Genomic DNA, 21,317 nt, shown 5'->3' on the forward strand with positions numbered 1-21,317 from the left:
TGCCCCTAGCGGCTTTTTCTGGGGATCCGGGCCGGCACTGAGCCGACTTACGATCCCTCCGACGACCATGAATGCTGCCTTGCTACAGCGGTGGAGTGCGTTATGCGTGAGTTAGACAAGAATCCGGAATCCGGTTTCGGCCAGCGGCTGACGCACTTGCCGCCGGGCGATCGGGCGGCGTTCGTCGCGGACGTGGTGCACAGCGCCACCAGGGCCGCGCTCCGGGCCGTGCTCCCGGAGGTGCCGGCCGTCCTCGACCCGGAGAAGGCGTTCTCCGACCACGGGTTCGACTCGCTGGCGGCGGTGGAGCTGCACGCGCAGCTCACCGACGCCACCGGGCTCGACCTGCCCGTGACGCTCGCGTTCGACCACCCGACCCCGGCCGCCGTCGCGCGGTTCCTGCACGCGCAGGTGTTCGGGGAGGAGACCGTCGACAGTGGACTGAGCGCGCGCAGCGGCAACGACGACGAGCCGGTGGCCATCGTCGGCATCGGCTGCCGGTACCCGGGTGGCGCGGCTTCGCCCGAGCAGCTGTGGCAGCTGGTCGCGGACGAAGTGCACACGATCAGCGGCTTCCCGACCGACCGCGGCTGGGACCTCGGCAAGCTCTACGACCCGGACCCAGACCGGCCCGGCAGCAGCTACGTCGCGTCCGGCGGCTTCCTGCCCGACGCCGGTGAGTTCGACGCCGGCTTCTTCGGCATCGCGCCGCGTGAGGCGTCGGCGATGGACCCGCAGCAGCGGCTCGTCCTGGAGACGGCGTGGGAAGCGCTGGAGCGGGCGAAGATCGACCCGACCACGCTGCGCGGCACGCCCGCCGGCGTGTTCATCGGCGCCGAGGCCCAGGAGTACGGTCCGCGTCTGCACGAAGCTCCCGACGGCCTCGACGGCTACCTCCTCACCGGCAACGCGCCGAGCGTCGTCTCCGGGCGCGTCGCCTACTCGCTGGGTCTCGAAGGCCCGACGCTGACGGTCGACACCGCGTGCTCGGGTTCCCTGGTGGCCCTGCACCTCGCCGTGCAGGCGCTGCGGCGCGGCGAGACGTACCTCGCGCTCGCCGGCGGTGTCGCCGTGATGGGCGCACCCGGCACGTTCACCGCGTTCAGCCGTCAGCGTGGCCTCGCCGAGGACGGTCGGTGCAAGGCGTTCGCCGCGGCGGCCGACGGCACGGGGTTCGCCGAGGGCGTGGGTGTGCTCGTGCTGGAGCGGCTGTCCGACGCCGTGGCGAACGGGCACACCGTGCTCGCCGTGGTCCGCGGTTCGGCCATCAACTCCGACGGCGCCTCCAACGGCCTCACCGCGCCCAACGGTCCTTCGCAGCAGCGCGTGATCACGCGAGCGCTGGCGGATGCCGGACTTGATCCGTCCGAAGTGGACGCCGTCGAGGCGCACGGCACCGGCACGCGGCTCGGGGACCCGATCGAGGCGCAGGCGCTGCTCGCCACCTACGGGCGGGAGCGCGAGACGCCGCTGCTGCTGGGCTCGATCAAGTCCAACATCGGCCACACGCAGGCCGCCGCCGGTGTCGCCGGCGTGATCAAGATGGTCGAGGCCATGCGCCGCGGCGTGCTGCCGAAGACGCTGCACGTCGACGTGCCGACCCCGCACGTCGACTGGACGGCCGGTGCCGTCGAGCTGCTGACCGAGGCGCGCGAGTGGCCGCCGGTCGAGCGGCCGCGGCGCGCGGGGGTGTCGTCGTTCGGGGTCAGCGGCACCAACGCCCACGTGATCATCGAGCAGGCCCCGGCCGTCGAAGCTGAGGAAACGCCGGCCGAGAAGCTGCCGGTGGTGCCTCTGGTGGTGTCCGCTCGGGACGAGGACGCCTTGCGTGCGCAGGCCGCCAAGCTGGTGTCCACTGTGGAGACCGAGAACCTTGCGGACCTCGGGTTTTCCCTCGCCACCACGCGTGCCGCGCACGACCACCGCGCCGTGGTGGTCGCCGAGAACACCGCCGACGCCGTCCGCGGGCTCGCCGCGCTGGCCGCCGGGGAGCAGGACGCCACCGTGGTCACCGGCGAGCGCACGCCGGGCAAGCTCGCGATGTTGTTCACCGGCCAGGGTTCGCAGCGCCTGGCCATGGGCCGGGAGCTCTACCTCGCCTACCCGGTGTTCGCCGAGGTCTTCGACGAGGCCCTCGACAACCTCGACGTGCAGATGGACCAGCCGCTGCGCGACGTACTCTTCGGGGACAACGCCGACGAACTCAACCACACGCAGTACGCGCAGTGCGCCCTGTTCGCAGTCGAGGTCGCGCTCGCGCGGCTGCTGGAGTCGTGGGGCGTCAAGCCCGACGTGCTGCTCGGCCACTCGATCGGTGAGCTCGCCGCCGCGCACATCGCCGGCGTCTGGTCGCTGGCCGACGCGTGCCTGGTCGTCGCCGCCCGGGGTCGCCTGATGCAGGCGCTGCCGGAGGGAGGCGCGATGGTCGCGCTGGCCGCGACCGAAGACGAGGTGCAGCCGCTGCTCAACGACCGCGTGAGCATCGCGGCCGTCAACGGACCGTCGTCCGTCGTGGTCTCGGGTGAGCGCGACGCGGTCGAGGACGTCGCCACCGTGTTCCGGCTGCAGGGCCGCAAGACGAGTGAGCTGCGCGTGTCGCACGCGTTCCACTCGCCGCTGATGGAGCCGATGCTGGCGGAGTTCCGCGAGATCCTCGAGGTCGTGGACTACGCGCCGCCGGCGATTCCGGTGGTGTCCAACGTGACCGGCCGCCTCGCGAAGCCCGAGGAGCTGTGCTCACCGGGCTACTGGCTGTGGCACGTCCGCCGCGCGGTGCGCTTCGCCGACGGCGTGGCGACGCTGGCCGAAGCCGGCGTGACGACCGCGATCGAGGTCGGCCCCGACGCCGTCCTTTCGGCGATGGCCGCCACCGGCCCGCACGCCGACACCATCACCTTCACCGCCGCGCAGCGCCGCGACCACGCCGAGGTCACCACCCTCGCCGGTGCGCTGGGCAAGCTGCACACGCGCGGCGTGCCGGTCGACTGGACCGCGTTCTTCGGCCCGGCCCGCCGCGTGGATCTGCCGACGTACGCCTTCCAGCGCAAGCACTTCTGGCTCACCGCTCCCGTTTCGCACGGCGACGCCGCCGATCTCGGCCAGCTCGCGTCGAGCCACCCGCTGCTGGCCGCGGAGATCGGCCTCGCGGGCGACGGGCTCGTGTTCACCGGCCGCGTCGGGCTGAGGACGCACCCGTGGCTGGCCGACCACACCATCGCCGGCTCCGCGGTGCTGCCCGGCACGGCGTTCGTCGAGATGGCGCTGCACGCCGGCGAGCAGGCCGGCTGCGGCGTGCTCGACGAGCTGACGCTGCAGGCGCCGCTCGCGCTGCCGGAGACCGGCGGGGTCGCGCTGCAGGCCGTGGTCGGTCCGGAGGAGGACGGCCGCCGCACCATCGAGTTCCACTCGCGTCCTGACCACGACGCCGACGCCGCCTGGACCCGCCACGCCGTGGGTGTCCTCGCGACCGGTCCCTTCGTGGAGCCGGCGAGCCTGACCGAGTGGCCGCCCGCCGGGGCCGAGGTCGTCGCCACCGCCGAGCTGTACGGCGAGCTGGCCGAGCAGGGTTACGGCTACGGCCCGCTGTTCCAGGGCCTGCGCACGGCGTGGCGGCGAGACGACGTCGTGTACGCCGAGGTCGCACTGCCCGCCGAGAAGGACGCCGCGTTCGGCATTCACCCGGCGCTGCTCGACGCCGTGCTGCACGCCACCGACTTCGCCCCGGGCGAAGCGCGGGAGGCCGACGAGATCCGGCTGCCGTTCGCGTGGACCGGCGTGCGGCTGCATGCATCCGGCGCGACGGAGGTGCGCGTGCGGATCACGTCGCCCGCCACCGGCGGGGTCACGCTGGAGATCACCGACCCGGCCGGCGCGCCGGTGCTGTCGGTCGAGTCGTTCCGCTCGCGGGCCGTGCGCGGTGCCGATCTCGGCACGCAGGCGCGGGACCTGCTCTACACCGTGGAGTGGACGCCGGTCACGTCCGGCGCCGAACTGCCGACGCTCGCCGCGCTCGGCTCGGTCGCCGGCCTCGACGTGCCGGTCGCCGACGCGCTGGTGTCGCTGGTGGACGTTCCGCAGGCCGTGCTGCTGCCCGTTTCGGTGCGGGGCAAGAACGTCGCCACCGCCGCGAAGCAGGCCGCGCACCGCGTGCTGGCCGTGCTGCGGCAGTGGCTGGAGAACGAGCGTTACGAGTATTCGCGGCTGGTCGTGCTGACTCGCGGTGAGCTGGCCGACTCCGCGGTGCGGGGCCTCGTGCGTTCGGCTCAGGCCGAGCACCCGGGCCGCGTGGTGCTGATCGAAGGCGCGGTCACGGCGGCGACGCTCGCCACCGCGCTCGGCTCGGGGGAGCCGGAGCTGCGCATCGAAGGCAACGCGGTGCACGCGGCCCGCCTGGTGCGGCTCACCGGCGACGCCGAGCGGCCGGCGTGGTCCGCCGAGGGCACCGTGCTCATCACCGGCGGCACGGGTGGCCTGGGCGCGCAGGTCGCGCGCCACCTCGTGACGAACCACGGCGTGCGCAGCCTCCTGCTGGTCAGCCGCCGCGGTGCCGGCGCCCCGGGCGCGGCCGAGCTGGTCGCGGACCTGCGCGAGCTGGGCGCGAGCGTGACCGTGGCCGCCGCCGACGTGAGCAAGAAGCGTTCGCTGTCCGCCGCGCTGAAGAAGGCCGAGCAGCCGCTGTCCGCCGTCGTGCACACCGCCGGTGTGCTGGACAACGCCATGATCGGCTCCCTGACCGAAGAGCGGCTCGACGCCGTGCTGGCGCCGAAGGTCGACGCGGCCTGGCACCTGCACGAGCTGGTCGGTGACGTCTCCGCGTTCGTCCTGTTCTCGTCCTCGGCGGGCCTCGCCGACGGCGCGGGCCAGGCGAACTACGCGGCCGGCAACACCTTCCTCGACGCGCTGGCCGAGCACCGCTGCACCGAAGGCAAGATGGCCACGTCGCTCGCGTGGGGCCTGTGGGACGGCGACCTCGGCATGGGGACCACGCTGTCCGAAGCGGACCGAAGCCGCATCGCGCGGCTCGGCCTCGCGCCGCTGACGGTCGCCGAAAGCCTGGCCGCGCTCGACGCGGCGCTGGTCTCGGGCGCGCCGGCCGTGGTGCCGACGCGCATCGACCGGTCCGCGCTGCGGGGCCGGGGCGAGGACGTCCCGGCCGTGCTGCGGGGACTCGCCCCCGCCGGTCGTCGCCGGGCCGCCGCCGCGGTCGTCTCCGGTGAGCTGACGCCGGAGCAGCAGTTCGCCGGCCGCTTCGCCCACCTCGGTGAGGCCGACCGCGACCGCGCGGTGCTCGACCTGGTGCGCACGCACGTCGCGGCCGTACTCGGCCACGAGAGCGCCGACGCCATCAACCCGGCCCGCCCGTTCGGCGAGATCGGGTTCGACTCGCTGGCCGCGGTCGAGCTGCGCAACATCCTCGACTCCGTCACCGGCATGCGCCTGCCCGCCACGCTCGTCTTCGACTACCCGACGCCGCGGGCGCTGGCCGAGTACCTCGTCGGCCGGCTGGCCGGGCTCGCGCCGGCGCAGCCGATCGCGCCGGTCACGACCGCCGACCCGGAGGAGCCGATCGCGATCGTCGGCATCGCCTGCCGCTACCCGGGTGGTGTGACCACGCCGGAGGACCTGTGGCGGCTGGTCGCCGACGGCGAGGAGGCGCTGACGCCGTTCCCGGCCGACCGCGGCTGGAACGTCGACGCGCTGTACGACCCGGAGCCCGGCAAGCCCGGCCACTCCTACGTCAAGCACGGCGCCTTCCTGCACGACGCCGCCGAGTTCGACGCCGACTTCTTCGAGATCAGCCCGCGTGAGGCCGCCGCCATGGACCCGCAGCAGCGGTTGCTGCTGGAGGTGTCTTGGGAGGCGTTCGAACGCGCCGGCATCGACCCGGTTTCCTTGCGCGGCAGCGCGACCGGTGTCTTCGCCGGTGTGATGTACCACGACTGGGGCACGCGGCTCGGCACGGTGTCCGACGACATCGCCGGCTACCTCGGCAACGGCAGCCTCGCCAGCGTCGTCTCCGGCCGCGTGTCCTACGCGCTGGGCTTGGAAGGCCCGACGGTCACGGTCGACACGGCCTGCTCGTCGTCGCTGGTCGCCCTCCACTGGGCGGCGCAGGCGCTGCGCCGCGGCGAGTGCACGCTCGCCCTCGCCGGCGGGGTCACGGTGATGTCCACTCCGGACACCTTCGTCGACTTCTCCCGCCAGCGCGGCCTTTCCGCCGACGGTCGCTGCCGCTCGTTCGCCGACGCGGCCGACGGCACGGGCTGGGGCGAGGGCGCGGGCATGCTGCTCGTCGAGCGCCTGTCCGACGCCCGCCGCAACGGTCACCCGGTCCTCGCGCTGCTGCGCGGCTCCGCGGTGAACCACGACGGCGCGTCCAACGGCCTCACCGCCCCCAACGGTCCCTCGCAGCAGCGGGTGATCACTCGCGCGCTGGCCGACGCCGGGCTCACGCCGTCCGAAGTGGACGCCGTCGAAGGCCACGGCACCGGCACCACGCTGGGTGACCCGATCGAGGCTCAGGCGTTGCTGGCCACCTACGGCCAGGAGCGCGAAGAGCCGCTGTGGCTGGGTTCGATCAAGTCCAACATCGGCCACACGCAGGCCGCCGCCGGTGTCGCGGGCATCATCAAGATGGTCCTGGCGATGCAGCACGAGCAGCTGCCGCGCACGCTGCACGTCGACCGTCCGTCCACAGTGGTCGACTGGGCGGCGGGTTCGGTGCGGCTGCTCACTCAGCAGCAGGACTGGTCGGCCGACGGCCACCCGCGGCGTGCGGCCGTGTCGTCGTTCGGCATCAGCGGCACCAACGCCCACGTGATCCTGGAGCAGGCTCCCGAGATCGAGCGCGCGCAGCCGGCGGAGACGCAGGCCGTGGTGCCGGTCGCGCTGTCCGGCCGGTCCGCCGCCGCGGTGCGCGGGCAGGCGGTGCGGCTGCGGTCGTGGCTGGCCGAGCACGAGAACGCCGCGGTTGCGGAGATCGCGCGTTCGGTGGCCGCGACGCGGGCTTCGCTGGAGCATCGCGCGGTGGTCGTCGCCGGGACGGTGGCCGAGCTGGCCGACGGGCTCGACGCCGTCGCCACCGGTGAGGCCGCATCCGACCAGGTCACCGACGGGAAGCTCGCCTTCCTGTTCTCGGGCCAGGGCGCGCAGCGCGTGGGCATGGGCCGCGAGCTGTCCGAGGCCTACCCGGTGTTCGCCGAGGCCTTCGACGCGGTGTGCGCGGCCGTCGACCGGCACACCGACGTGCCGCTGCGCGACGTCGTCTTCGGCACCACTGCGCTCGCCGACCGTGGGCTGCTGGATCAGACGCAGTACACGCAGACCGGGCTCTTCGCGGTCGAGGTCGCCCTCTTCCGGCTCGCCGAGTCGTGGGGGATCGTCCCCGACGCGCTCGCCGGCCACTCCATCGGTGAGCTGGCCGCCGCGCACGTCGCCGGGGTGCTCTCGCTCGACGACGCCGCCAAGCTGGTCGCCGCCCGCGGCCGCCTGATGGGGGCCCTTTCGGAGCGGCCGGGCGCGATGGTCGCGTTCGCGGCGCCGGAGGCGACCGTGCGCGAGCTGCTGGCTGGGCACGACGACGTGAGCATCGCCGCCGTCAACGGGCCCGCCGCCGTGGTGGTCTCGGGTGCCGCCGACGTGGTCGCGGAGATCGAGCGCCTGGCCGGCGACATCCAGACGCGCCGGCTGCGCGTGAGCCACGCGTTCCACTCGCCGCTGATGGACCCGATGCTCGACGAGTTCGCCGCGGTCGCCGCCGGGCTCACGTACGCGGCGCCGCGGATCCCGATCGTCTCCACCGTCACCGGCCGCGTGGCCACCGACGAGGAGCTGCGCTCGCCGGAGTACTGGGTCACGCACGTCCGCGAGACCGTGCGCTTCGGCGCGGCGGTCGAGACGCTGGCACAGAGCGGCGTCCGGACGTTCCTCGAGCTCGGGCCCGACAGCGTGCTGTCGGTGCTCGGGCCGCAGAGCGCCGAAGACAGCGACGGCAACACAGTGTTCGTCCCGCTCGGCCGGCGCGACCAGGACGAGGTCCGCACGGCGCTGGCCGCCGTCGGCCGCCTCCACGCGCGGGGTGCGGCCAAGCTCGGCCTGCTGCTCGGCGACGGTCCGGTGCGCCTCGACCTGCCGACGTACGCCTTCCAGCACAAGCGTTACTGGCTCGACGCCACGCCGTCCGGCGACGTCACGGCCGTCGGCCAGCAGCCGCTGGCGCACCCGATGCTGGGTGCGGTGGTGCCGCTGTCCGGTTCGGACACCACGGTGCTCACCGGCCGGCTGTCGGCCGCGTCGGTGCCGTGGCTGGCCGACCACGTGGTGAAGGGCGCGATCCTCGTGCCCGGCACCGGTCTGCTGGAGCTGGCCGTCGCGGCCGGCGACCAGGTCGGCCTGCCGGTGGTGGAGGAGCTGACGCTGCAGGCACCGCTCGTCCTGCCGCCCGACGGTGCGGTCGCGCTGCAGGTCGTGGTCGGCCCGGCCGCCGACGACCGTCGTCCGGTCACCGTGTTCTCCCGCCCGGCCGACACCGAGGGCGAGTGGACGCAGCACGCGCTCGGCACGCTGTCCGCCGTCGCCCGGCCCGAGCCCGCCGGGCTCACCGAATGGCCGCCGCCGGGGGCGAGCGTGATCCCGGTGGAGGGCGCCTACGAGCTGCTCGCCGACCGCGGTTACGGCTACGGTCCGGCGTTCCAGGGCCTCAAGGCCGCGTGGCGCCGGGGCAACGAGGTGTTCGCCGAGGTCGCGCTGCCGGAACCGGCCGCGGCCACGGCCGGCGCCTACGGCCTGCACCCCGCACTGCTCGACACCGCCATGCACGCCGACCTCCTCGGCGACCCGAGCGGCGCGACGCTGCTTCCGTTCGTGTGGAACGGCGTGACGCTGCACGCGGTCGGCGCCGCGGTCCTGCGGGTGCGCATCGTGCGGCTGGACGGCGACGAGCTCTCGGCCATCGAGGTGGCCGACAGCGAGGGCCGGCCGGTCGCGACGATCGAGTCGCTGGTCTCGCGGCCGGTGCAGAAGGAGCTCTCGGCCGCACCGGACACTGTGGACGGTTCGCTGCTGAAGATCGCCTGGCAGCCCGGCACCGCACCGGCGGCCGCCACTGCCGTCGTGGCCGTCGGCCGCGGCCGGGTCGGGGTGGCCGCCACCTACGCCGGGTTCGCGGACCTGATCGGGGCCGTCGATCGAGGTGAGCCGGTGCCGGAGCTGGTCACGCTCTCGGTCCCGGAACGCGAAGGTGCGGTGCCGGAGGTCTCCCGCGAGCACGCGGCCTGGCTGCTGGCGGAAATCCAGGCCTGGCTGGCGGAGCCGCGGTTCGCGGGCACGAAACTCGCGGTCGTCACGCACTCCGCGACGGCGGCCGGCGGCGCGGGAGTGGACGTCACCGAAGGCGCCCTCTGGGGTCTGGCGCGCGCCGCGCAGGCCGAGCACCCGGGCCGGGTGTTCCTCGTGGACGCCGACACCGCCACCACGCCCGGCGACATCGCGTCCGCGGTCGCGTCGGGGGAGCCGGAGTCCGCGGTCCGCGCGGGTTCGGTGCTCGTGCCGCGGTACGCCCGCACCGAGACCACCGGGGTCTCGCCGTTCGGCGAAGGAACGGTGCTGGTCACCGGCGGTACCGGCGGGCTCGGCAGCCTGCTGGCGCGATACCTCGTGGCCGAGCACGGCGTGCGCGACCTCGTGCTGACGAGCCGCCGCGGCCTCGATGCCCCGGGTGCCGCGCAGCTGGCCGACGACCTCACGGACCTCGGCGCCACGGTCACCGTCGCGGCGTGCGACGTCGCCGACCGCGCCGCCATCGCGGAGCTGCTCGAGGCGTTGCCGCGGCTGTCCGCTGTGGTTCACGCCGCCGGCACGGCTGACAGCGGGGTCTTCGACTCGCTGACCGCGGACCAACTGCACTCCGTGCTCAAGCCCAAGGTCGACGCCGCTTGGCACTTGCACGAGCTGACCGCTTCGCGTGAGCTGTCCGCGTTCGTGCTGTTCTCCTCCGCCGGCGGCCAGGTCCTGCCCGCCGGCCAGGCGAACTACGCCGCGGCCAACGCGTTCCTCGACGGCCTCGCACAGCACCGCCACGCGGCGGGCCTGCCGGCGACGGCGCTGGCGTGGGGGCTGTGGGCCGAGAACACCGGCCTCGGCGGCGACCTCGCCGAGGCCGACCTCGCCCGGATGGCTCGGCTGGGCCTGCCCGCGGTCACCGCGGAGCAGGGACTCGCGTTGTTCGACGCCGCGGTGGCCACGGAAGACGCTGTGGTCGCGCCGCTGCGGGTCGACGTGCCCGCGCTGAAGGCGCGCACGGACGAGCTGCCGGCTCTGCTGCGCGGCTTCGTGCCGCCGAAGGCCCGCCGTGTCGCCAAAACCAAGGCCGCCAGCGCGGACAACGCGTTGGCGAACGAGCTGGCCGCCCTGGTCGAGAGCGAGCGCGACCGTGTGCTGCTGGATCTCGTCCGCACGCAGGTGGCCACCGTGCTCGGCTACGCGGACAAGTCCGAAGTGGACGGCACCCGGGCGTTCAAGGAGCTCGGGTTCGACTCCCTGGCGGCGGTGGAGCTGCGCAACCTGCTTGGCACCGCCACCGGGCTCTCGCTCCCGGCGACGCTCATCTTCGACCACCCGACCGCCAAGGCCGTCGCCGACTTCGTGAAGGGCAAGCTGCTCGGCGCGGTCACCAAGAAGTCGACCACGCGCACCAACGCCGCCGGTGTTTCGATGCAGGAACCGATCGCGATCGTCGGCATGGCCTGCCGCTACCCCGGCGGCGTGCGGTCGCCCGAGGACCTGTGGCGGCTGCTCGTCGACGAGGTCGACGCGGTCAGCGGCTTCCCGACCAACCGCGGCTGGGACACCGAGGGCATCTACGACCCCGAACGCGGCAAGCGTGGCAAGACCTACGCCAACCAGGGCGGGTTTCTGCACGACGCCGCCGAGTTCGACCCGGCGTTCTTCGGCATCGGCCCGCGCGAGGCCATGGCGATGGACCCGCAACAGCGGCTGCTGCTGGAGACGGCGTGGGAGGCCATCGAACGCGCCGGCATCGACCCGACCGCGCTGCGCGGCAGCCTGACCGGCGTCTTCACCGGCGCCATGTACGACGACTACGGCAGCCGGGCCCCGGGCGCGCCCGCCGACGTCGCCGCCTACATCCCCAACGGCAGCTCCGGCGCGGTCGTCTCCGGTCGCATCTCCTACCTGCTGGGGCTCGAAGGTCCGTGCATGACGGTGGACACGGCGTGCTCGTCTTCGCTGGTCACGCTGCACCTCGCGGTGCAGGCACTGCGGGCCGGCGAGTGCGGGCTGGCGCTGGCCGGCGGCGTGACGGTGCTTTCGCAGTCGGACCTGTTCGTCGACTCCAGCCGCCAGGGGGTGCTTTCGCCCAACGGCCGCTCGAAGTCCTTCTCCGCCGCGTCCGACGGCGTCGGCTGGGCCGAGGGCGCGGGCCTGCTCCTGCTGGAGCGGCTGTCCGACGCGCAGCGCAACGGCCACGAGGTGCTCGCCGTCGTGCGCTCCAGCGCGGTGAACCAGGACGGCGCGTCCAACGGGCTCACCGCCCCGAACGGCCCCTCGCAGGAACGCGTGATCCACGCGGCGCTGGCCGCCGGTGGGCTGCGTCCGTCCGAAGTGGACGCGGTCGAGGCGCACGGTTCGGGCACGAAACTCGGTGACCCCATCGAGGCGCAGGCCCTGCTCGCGACCTACGGCCAGGACCGGCCCGAGGGACACCCGCTGTACCTGGGCTCCGTGAAGTCGAACATCGGTCACGCGCAGGCGTCCGGTGGTGCGGCCGGCGTGATGAAGGTGGTGCAGGCGCTGCGGCACAACCTGCTGCCGCGGACGCTGCACGTCGACGCGCCGTCGCCGGTCGTCGACTGGACGACGGGCGACATCGAGCTGCTGACCGAGGCCCGGCCGTGGCTGCCGAACGGGCGGCCGCGCCGTGCCGGGGTCTCGTCCTTCGGCATCAGCGGGACCAACGCGCACATCATCATCGAGGAGGCGCCGCCGTCCACTGTGGAGGCGCCGCGCGCCAGTGCTCCGGCGCTGCCGGTGGTGCCGCTGCCGCTCGCGGGATCGGTGGGCCAGGCGCTGGCCGACCAGGCCGCCCGGCTCGCCGAGCACCTGCGGGCCAACCCGGAACTGGACCCGATCGACGTCGGGTACTCGCTCGCCACCGGTCGCGCGGCGCTCGACCACCGCGCGGTGGTGCTGGCCGCAGACCGCGAGGCCGCGTTGAAGGCGCTCGACGGGCTCGCCACCGGCGGAACCCCGGCGAGCACCGTGACCGGCACGATCAGTGCGGCCGACCTGACCGCGTTCCTCTTCACCGGCCAGGGCGCGCAGCAGCCGGGCATGGGCCGCGGGCTGTACGAGGCCTTCCCGGTGTTCGCCGGCGCGTTCGACGAGATCTGCGGCCTGTTCGACGGCGATATTCGCGGTCTCTCCGAGACGGACGTGCCGCTCAAGCGGGCTATCTGGGCCGAGAAGGGCTCCGACGACGGGAAGCTGCTCAACCAGACCGCCTACACGCAGTGCGCGCTGTTCGCGATCGAGGTCGCGCTCTACCGCCTGGTGGAGTCGTGGGGCGCCGCGCCCGACTACGTGGCCGGGCACTCGATCGGTGAGCTCGCCGCGGCCCACGTGGCCGGGGTGCTGTCGCTGGCCGATGCCTGCACGCTGGTCGCCGCTCGCGGCCGGTTGATGCAGGCGCTGCCGAGCGGGGGCGCCATGGCCGCGATCGCGGCCACGGAGGACGAGGTGCGGGCCGCGCTGCCGTCCGACGTCGACGTCGCCGCGGTCAACGGGCCGCGCTCGGTCGTGATCTCCGGGCCGGAAGCTTCGGTCCGGACGGCCATGGCCACGTTCTCCGACGCCGGGCGCCGCACGAAGCAGCTGGTCGTGTCGCACGCGTTCCACTCGGCGCTGATGGAGCCGATGCTGGCGGAGTTCGGCGCGGTTGCCGAAAGCCTCAGCTATTCCGCCCCGGCGATTCCGGTGGTGTCCAACGTGACCGGGCGGATCGCCACGGCCGCCGAGCTGTGCTCGCCCGCCTACTGGGTGGGGCACGTTCGCGAGGCCGTGCGGTTCGCCGACGGGGTCACGACTTTGCTGGGCGCCGGCGTCACGCGGTTCGTGGAGCTGGGCCCGGACGCGGTCCTCACAGGCATGGCGCGCGAAAGCGACACCGCGGCCGCCGAACGGCCGGACCGCGTGGTGCAGGTGCCGGCGATGCGGCGCGGCCGCGACGAGGTGACCACGCTGTTCACCGCGCTCGGCACGCTGTACTCGCGGGGCACGGCCCTCGACTGGCGGGCGCTGTTCGCCGGCCGCGGTGCGTCCACTGTGGACCTGCCGACGTACGCGTTCCAGAACAAGTCCTACTGGCTCGACGGGACCAAGGGCACCGGCGACGTCGGTTCGCTGGGCGCCAAGTCCGCCGCGCACCCGCTGCTGGGTGCGCTGGTGGAGCTGCCCGACGGCGGCGCGGTGCTCACCGGCCGGCTGTCCACGGCGACGCAGCCGTGGCTGGCCGACCACGTGGTGATGGGCCGCACGATGCTGCCCGGCACCGCGTACGTCGAGCTGGCCGCGCACGCCGGCGACCAGGTCGGGGCGGGCCTGCTCGAGGAGCTGACCCAGCAGGCACCGCTGCTGCTGCCCGAGGACGGCGTGGACCTGCGCGTGGTCGTCGGGGCTCCGGACGCCAGTGGCCGCCGGGAGTTCTCGGTGCACTCGCGGGCCGCCGAGCGCGGGGCTTGGACGCAGCACGCGGCGGGCACGCTCACTACGGGAACGACGGCGGCGGAGTTCGACCTGGCGGCCTGGCCGCCGGCGGGCGCCGAGGCCGTGGACCTGACCGGGCTCTACGACGACCTCGCGGACCTCGGCTTCGGCTACGGCCCGACGTTCCGGAACCTGCGCGCGGTCTGGCTGCACGAGGGTGAGGTGTTCGCCGAGGTGGCGCTGCCCGAGGGCACGGCGGCCGGCGAGTTCGGCCTCCACCCGGGGCTGCTCGACTCCGCGCTGGGCGCGACGGACTTCCTCGTGCCGGGCGGCCCGAAGGCGCTGACCGAGACGACGATCCCGTTCGCCTGGAACGCGGTCTCACTGTTCGCGGCGGGTGCCACGGCGCTGCGGGTGCGGGTGCGCAAGACGGAGAACGGGGCCGAGCTGGCGCTCGCCGACGCGGCCGGTGCGCCGGTCGCGTGGATCGAGTCGCTGGTCACGCGGCCGGTGTCGGAGAGCCAGCTCGGCGCGAAGGTGCCGGACTCGCTCTACCGCATCGACTGGTCGCCCGCGTCGGGTGTGCGGCTGGCGCCGTCGATCGACGGCTGGGCCGTGCTCGGTGCCGACGATCTCGGGTTGGGCCTGCCCGTCCACGCCGAGCCGGTGGCGGCCGACGTGCTGGTGCTGCCGGTCGCGACCGAGGACGGCGACGTGCCGGCCCGCGTCCACGCGACCGTGCAGAAGACGTTGGCGCTGCTGCAGAACTGGCTCGGCCGGTTCGACGACGGCAAGCTCCTGGTCGTCACCCGCGGTGCGGTCGAGGCGGACACGCCGGACCTGGCGCAGGCGCCGGTCTGGGGTCTGGTGCGGGCCGCGCAGGCCGAGAACCCGGGCCGGATCCAGCTGGTCGACGTGGACGGCAAGGCCGAGTCCGCGCAGGCGCTGCCCGCGGTGGCGGCTTCGGGTGAGCCCGAGGCGGTCGTCCGTGCCGGTGAGGTGCGCGTGCCGCGGCTGGTGCGCGTGACCGAAATCGGCGAGCCGGTCGAGTGGAACCCCGACGGCACGGTGCTGATCACCGGGGGCGCCGGTCTGCTCGGCGGGCTGCTGGCCCGGCACCTGGTCGCCCGCGGCGCCCGCGACCTCGTCCTCACGAGCCGGCGGGGCCTCGACGCCCCGGGTGCGCGGGAGCTGGTCGAGGAACTCGCCGGGCAAGGCGCGAAGGTCACCGTGGCCGCGTGCGACGTCACCGACCGCGCCGACCTGGCGGGGCTGCTGGAGACGCTGCCGAAACTCACCGCCGTGGTCCACGCGGCGGGGCAGATGGACAGCGCGGTGCTGGGCGCCCTCACTCCGGAGCAGGTCGAGACCGTGCTGCGGCCGAAGGTCGACGCGGCCTGGCACCTGCACGAGCTCACGGAGTCGCGGGACCTGGCGGCGTTCGTCCTCTACTCGTCGGCAGGCGGCCTGTTGCTGGCCGCGGGGCAGGCCAACTACGCGGCGGGCAACGTGTTCCTCGACGCGCTGGCCGAGCACCGGGCCGCACAGGGCCTGCCGGCGACCGCCCTGGCCTGGGGTCCGTGGGAAGGCACCGACGGCGAGGTCGACCTGGCGCACATCGCCCGGTACGGCGTCGCGGAGCTGACCGCGGAAGACGGGCTGGCGTTGTTCGACGCCGCGCTCGCGGCGCGGCGGCCGGCACTCGTGCCGGTGGAGCTGGCCGACCTGAAGGAAGCCGACCGCGTGGCCCCGCTCCTGCGTGGCCTCCTGACGGCTCCGTCCCGGCGGGCGGCGACGGCCGCGGTGACCGCCGCACCCGAGGCCGGTTTCGCCGATCGGGTCACCGCGCTGGCGGCGAGCGAGCGGGAAGCGGCGGCGCTGCAGCTGGTGTGCGAGCACGCGGCGGCGGTCCTGGGTTACGACGACGCTTCGGCCGTCGGGGTCGAGAAGGGCTTCACAGACCTCGGCATCGACTCACTGGCGGCGTTGGAACTGCGCAACCGGCTCGGGGCGGCGACGGGGCTGCGGCTGCCGGCGACGCTGATCTTCGACTACCCGAGCCCGCTCCCGCTGGCCCGCCACCTCCTGGCGGAACTGCTGCCGGAGTCCGAAGAGGACAGTGCGCTCGAAGAGAACGACGAAGCCGCGTCCGCAGTCGCGGCGATGGACCTGGCCGACCTGGTCCGCTCCGCGATGGGTGGCGACCAGACCGACGAACGAGGTGAGTCCCGGTGACCCAGTCCCCGTCGACCGAGCAGATCGTCGCCGCGCTGCGGCAGTCCATGACGGACAACGAACGGCTCAAGGCGGACAACAAGAAGCTCTCCGCCCGGCTGCACGAGCCGATCGCGATCATCGGCATGGGCTGCCGCTACCCCGGCGGCGTCACGACTCCGGACGAGCTGTGGCAGCTGGTCGCGGGCGGCGTCGACGCGATCGGCGAGTTCCCGGCCGACCGCGGCTGGGACACGGCGTCGATCCACGACCCCAGTGGTTCCCGGCCCGGCACGACGTACTCGAACGAAGGCGGTTTCCTGCCCGAAGCCGCCGACTTCGAGCCGGAGTTCTTCGGGATCTCGCCACGGGAGGCGCTCACGCTCGACCCGCAGCAGCGCGTGCTGCTGGAGACGGCGTGGGAAGCGGTGGAGCGCGCCGGGATCGTGCCGGCGACGCTGCGCGGCACCAGCACCGGCGTGTTCACCGGCGTGATGTACCACGACTACGGCGCGGGCAGCAGCGACGGCAGCCTCATCTCCGGGCGCGTCTCGTACACGCTCGGGCTCGAAGGTCCGTCGGTGTCGGTGGACACGGCGTGCTCCTCTTCGCTCGTCGCCATGCACCTCGCGGCGCAGGCGCTGCGGCGCGGCGAGTGTTCCCTGGCGCTGGCCGGCGGCGTGACGGTGATGGTGACGCCGGACATGTTCGTGTACTTCAGCGAGCAGCACGGGCTGTCCTCCGACGGGCGCTGCAAGGCGTTCGGCAGCGGCGCCGACGGCGTCGGCTGCTCGGAAGGCGCCGGGATGCTGCTGCTGGAGCGGCTTTCGGACGCTCGCCGAAACGGTCACCACGTGCTCGCCGTGCTGCGCGGCAGCGCGGTGAACTCCGACGGCGCATCGAGCGGCATCACGGTGCCCAACGGCCCGGCGCAGCAGCGCGTGATTCGCGCGGCGCTGGCCGACGGCGGGCTCGAACTGTCCGATGTGGACTTCGTCGAGGCGCACGGCACAGGCACGAAGCTGGGTGACCCGATCGAGGCACAGGCACTGATCGCGACCTACGGCAAGGTGACGACGCCCGAACGGCCGCTGTACGTCGGCTCGTTCAAGTCGAACGTCGGCCACACGCAGGCCGCGGCCGGCGTCGGCGGTGTGATCAAGGTGGTGGAGTCGCTGCGACGCGGTGTCCTGCCGCGCACGCTGCACGCCGAGGAGCCGTCGCCGCACGTCGACTGGTCCGGCGGCACGGTCGCGCTGCTCGCCGACGAGCGGGCGTGGCCGGAGACCGGGCGCGCGCGGCGGGCCGCGGTGTCTTCGTTCGGGATCAGCGGGACGAACGCGCACGTGATCGTGGAGCAGGGTGACCCGGCTCCCGAGCCTTCGGCCGAGGGCGGGCCCGTGACGTGGCTGTTCTCGGCCACTGGGCCCCAGGCGCTGCGGGCGCAGGCGGGCCGGCTGGCCGAGGTTTCGGGGTCGGCGGCGGACGTCGGGCTCTCGTTGGTGACCACGCGAACGTTGGCCGAGTACCGGGCCGGGGTCGTGGCGGCCGATCGCGCCGGTGCCGTGCGGGCGTTGACGGAGTATGCCGCCGGGCGCGCGCCGGCCGGAATTGTCGAAGGTGTTGCGGCGCCGGGGAAAACGGCGTTCCTGTTCACCGGCCAGGGCGCGCAGCGGGCGGGGATGGGCCTGGAGCTGGCTGCGGCCCATCCCGTCTTCGCCGCCGCGTTGGACGAGGTCGCCACCGAGCTGGATCCGCACCTGGACACGCCGCTGCGCGAACTGCTGGCGGACGCGGACAAGCTCGACGAGACCGGCTACACGCAGCCGGCGCTGTTCGCCGTCGAGGTCGCGGTGTTCCGGCTGCTGGAGACGTGGGGCGTGCGGGCGGGTCGGCTGGTCGGGCATTCGATCGGCGAGCTGGCGGCCGCGCACTGCGCGGGTGTGTTCTCACTGGCCGACGCGTGCCGGCTGGTGGCCGCGCGGGCGCGGCTGATGCAGGCGCTCCCACGTGGCGGCGCGATGGTCGCCGTGCAGGCGCGGGAGGACGAGATCCGGCTCATCGACGGCGTCGGGATCGCCGCGGTGAACGGACCCGATTCGGTCGTGTTGTCCGGGGTCGAGGACGCGGTGCTGGCGGTCGCGGAGAAGTTCGCGCGGACGTCGCGGTTGCGCGTGTCGCACGCGTTCCACTCGCCGCTGATGGAGCCGATGCTGGCGGAGTTCGCCACGGTGGCGGCGCAGGTGAACTACTCGGCGCCGGCGATTCCCATCGTGACCACGGCCGGTGGCGATCTGTCCACTCCGGACTACTGGGTCCGGCAGGTGCGCGAGGCCGTGCGGTTCGCCGACGCGATGCGCACGGTGCTGGCCGACGGAGTGACCACGTTCGTCGAGGTCGGACCGAGTGCGGTGCTCACCGCGATGGGGCAGAGCTGCCTGGCCGGCGACGAACGGGCGACGTTCGTGCCGGTGCTGCGCAAGGACCGGCCGGAGGCCGAGAGTGCGGCCACGGCGGTCGCGACGCTGTTCACGGCCGGGGTGCCCGTCGACTTCGAGGCGTTCTACGCCGGCGCGCACCGGGTGGAGCTGCCGACGTATGCGTTCCAGCGCAAGCGCTACTGGCTCGACAACCCGACCGGCGCCCGCGTCCGGGGTGTGGCCGAGGTCGGTCAGCGCGAAGCGGGGCACCCGTTGCTGGGTGCCGTGGTGGTCGCGGCCGACTCGGGTGGTGTGGTGCTCACCGGCAAGCTTTCGCTGAGCGCGCAGCCGTGGCTGGCCGACCACGTGGTGCAGGGGGCGGCGTTGTTCCCGGGCACGGCGTTCGTGGAGCTGGCCGTGCGGGCCGGCGACGAGGTCGGCTGCGCGCGGCTCGACGAGCTGACGTTGGCCGCGCCGCTGATCCTGCCCGCGCAGGGTGGGGTGCGGCTGCAGGTCACGGTCGGCTCCCAGGACGAGGACGGCACCCGAACGCTGGGCATCTACTCGCAGGCCGAAGGCGCTGACGAGTGGGTTCAGCACGGCAGCGGCCGCCTTTCGTCCACTGTGGACGCACGGCCGGAAGCCGCCGAGTGGCCGCCCGCGGGCGCGGCCGAGATCGACGTGACCGGCCGCTACGACGACCTCGCCGCCCAGGGCTTCGACTACGGCCCGGTGTTCGCCGGGCTGCGCCGCGTCTGGCAGGTGGGTGACCGGCTGGCGGCCGAGGTCTCGGTACCCGAGCACGCGAACGCCGAAGCGTTCGGCCTGCACCCCGCGTTGCTCGACGCCGCGCTGCACACGATCGGCCTCGCCGGGCCGACGGAGGACAAGCCGGTGCTGCCGTTCGCGTGGTCCGGGGTGTCGCTGCACGCCGGCGGCGCGTCGAGCCTGCGGGTGTTGATCTCGTCGGACGTCGAGAACACGGTGTCGCTCACGGCCACCGACCCGAGCGGGTCGCCGGTCCTGAGCGTGGAATCGCTGGCGCTGCGGCCGATCGCGGACGACGCGTTCGCGGCGGCCGAGCGTTCGGCGGTGGACGACTCGCTGTTCCGCGTCGAATGGCCGGCGTGGTCCGGTGAGCCGGCCGCGGCCGTGACGTCGGCGGTGCTCGGCGAGGACGTCTTCGGTCTCGGTGGGAAGACCTTCGCGGACTTCGAAGCACTGGTCGCGGGGATCCACGGTGGCGACGCCGTGCCGGATGTGGTGTTCGTGCCGTTCGCCGCGCCCGAGGTCGCCACGCCGGCCGGAGCGCGCGAAGCCGTGCACCGGCTGCTGGCCCTCGCCCAGGCGTGGGTCGGCGAGGACGTGCTGGCTGCGTCACGGCTGGTTGTAGTGGCGCGGCGTGCGATCGGCACCCGGCCGGACGAGGCGGTGGCCGACCTGACGCACGCGGCCCTCTGGGGTGTCGTGCGGACGGCGCAACTGGAGTACCCGGACCGCTTCCTGGTCGTGGACCTCGACGACGGCCCGGTGCCGGTCGCCGAGGTGCTCGGGGCGATGTACGCGGACGAGCCCGGCGTCGCCGTGCGTGCCGGCCAGGTGCTCGTGCACCGGCTGGCCAAGTTCGTGCCGGATGAAAAGCCGGTGCAGCTCGGCGGAACCGTGCTGGTCACCGGCGCGACCGGCGTGCTGGGCAAGCTGATCGCGCGGCACCTGGTGACGTCGTACGGCGTGCGGGACCTGCTCCTGACCAGCCGGCGCGGCCTCGACGCGCCGGGCGCGCCCGAGTTCGTGGCGTCGCTGGAAGAGCTGGGAGCTTCCGTTTCGCTGGTCGCGTGCGATCTGGCTTCGCGTGACGCGGTGGTTTCGTTGCTGGACGGGGTTTCCCTGTCCGCGGTGATCCACACGGCCGGGGTGGTCGACGACGGTGTGCTGCTGTCACTGACGCCGGAGCGGATGGACGCGGTGCTGCGGCCCAAGGTCGACGCCGCGTGGCACCTGTCCGAGCTGACGGCGTCGATGGACCTGGCGGCCTTCGTGCTGTACTCGTCGGCCGGCGGCACGCTGGGCGCGGCCGGCCAGGCGAACTACTCGGCGGCGAACGTGTTCCTCGACGCGCTGGCGCAGCACCGCGTCGCAGCCGGGCTACCGGGCGTTTCGCTGGCCTGGGGCCTGTGGTCCGAGGGCGGCATGTCCGGCGAGCTCGGCGACACCGACCTCATCCGCATGGCCCGCTCCGGCGTCTTCGGGCTGTCCTTTGCGGACGGTCTGGAGCTGTTCGACGCCGTTTTCGGGACCACGGAACCGGCGCTGGTGCCGGTGCGGCTGGACCTGTCCGGGCTGCGGGCCGACGCGCACAGCGTGCCGGCGATGCTGCGGGGGCTGGTCAAACGGTCGACGCGACGCCGGGCCGAGGTGGTCGACGACTCGTGGGGCCGGATTTCCTCGCTGCCCGCGGGAGAACGCCCGCGGGCCGTCGTGGACCTGGTGTGTGGCACGGCCGCGGTGGTGCTGGGCCACGAGAACGCCGGTGCGGTGGACCCGCGCAAGGGGTTCATCGAGCTGGGCTTCGATTCGCTGACGGCGATCGAGCTGCGCAACCGCCTCGACGTGGTGACCGGGCTGCGGCTGCCGGCCACGCTGATCTTCGACTACCCCTCGGTGGAGGTGCTGGCCGAGTTCCTCGCGGAGTCCGTGGCGGACGGCCCGTCCGACGTCGAGGTGCGCGTGGAGGAGCTGGTGGCGGCGCTGCGGAGCGCGGACGCCGACGTGCGGGGCAAGGTCGTGGACCGGCTGAAGTCCGTCGTGGGCGAGTTCTCCGGGGACGACGAGGTCGAAGACGCCAGCGCGGACGAGCTGTTCGCGATGCTGGACGAGGAGCTCGGCGCGCACTAGCGAGAACGAGAAGCGGGCCGTCCACAGTGGAAACTGTGGGCGGCCCGTCGTCGTGTCCGGGGGAGCGGA

2 protein-coding genes are annotated in these 21,317 nt (G+C 73.8%); both read left to right on the forward strand.

The window, feature by feature from the left end:
* Positions 1 to 102: 102 nt before the first annotated feature.
* On the forward strand, positions 103 to 15,954 hold the full coding sequence (locus ACFY1H_RS16595) for an SDR family NAD(P)-dependent oxidoreductase (RefSeq protein ID WP_386947257.1): 15,852 nt from the start codon (positions 103 to 105) through the stop codon (positions 15,952 to 15,954).
* On the forward strand, positions 15,951 to 21,248 hold the full coding sequence (locus tag ACFY1H_RS16600) for a type I polyketide synthase (RefSeq protein ID WP_386947258.1): 5,298 nt from the start codon (positions 15,951 to 15,953) through the stop codon (positions 21,246 to 21,248). Before ACFY1H_RS16595 ends, ACFY1H_RS16600 begins: the two co-directional genes overlap by 4 nt.
* Positions 21,249 to 21,317: the final 69 nt, after the last annotated feature.

This window comes from Amycolatopsis sp. NPDC001319 (assembly GCF_042896185.1).
In the GTDB taxonomy this organism is placed as follows: domain Bacteria; phylum Actinomycetota; class Actinomycetes; order Mycobacteriales; family Pseudonocardiaceae; genus Amycolatopsis.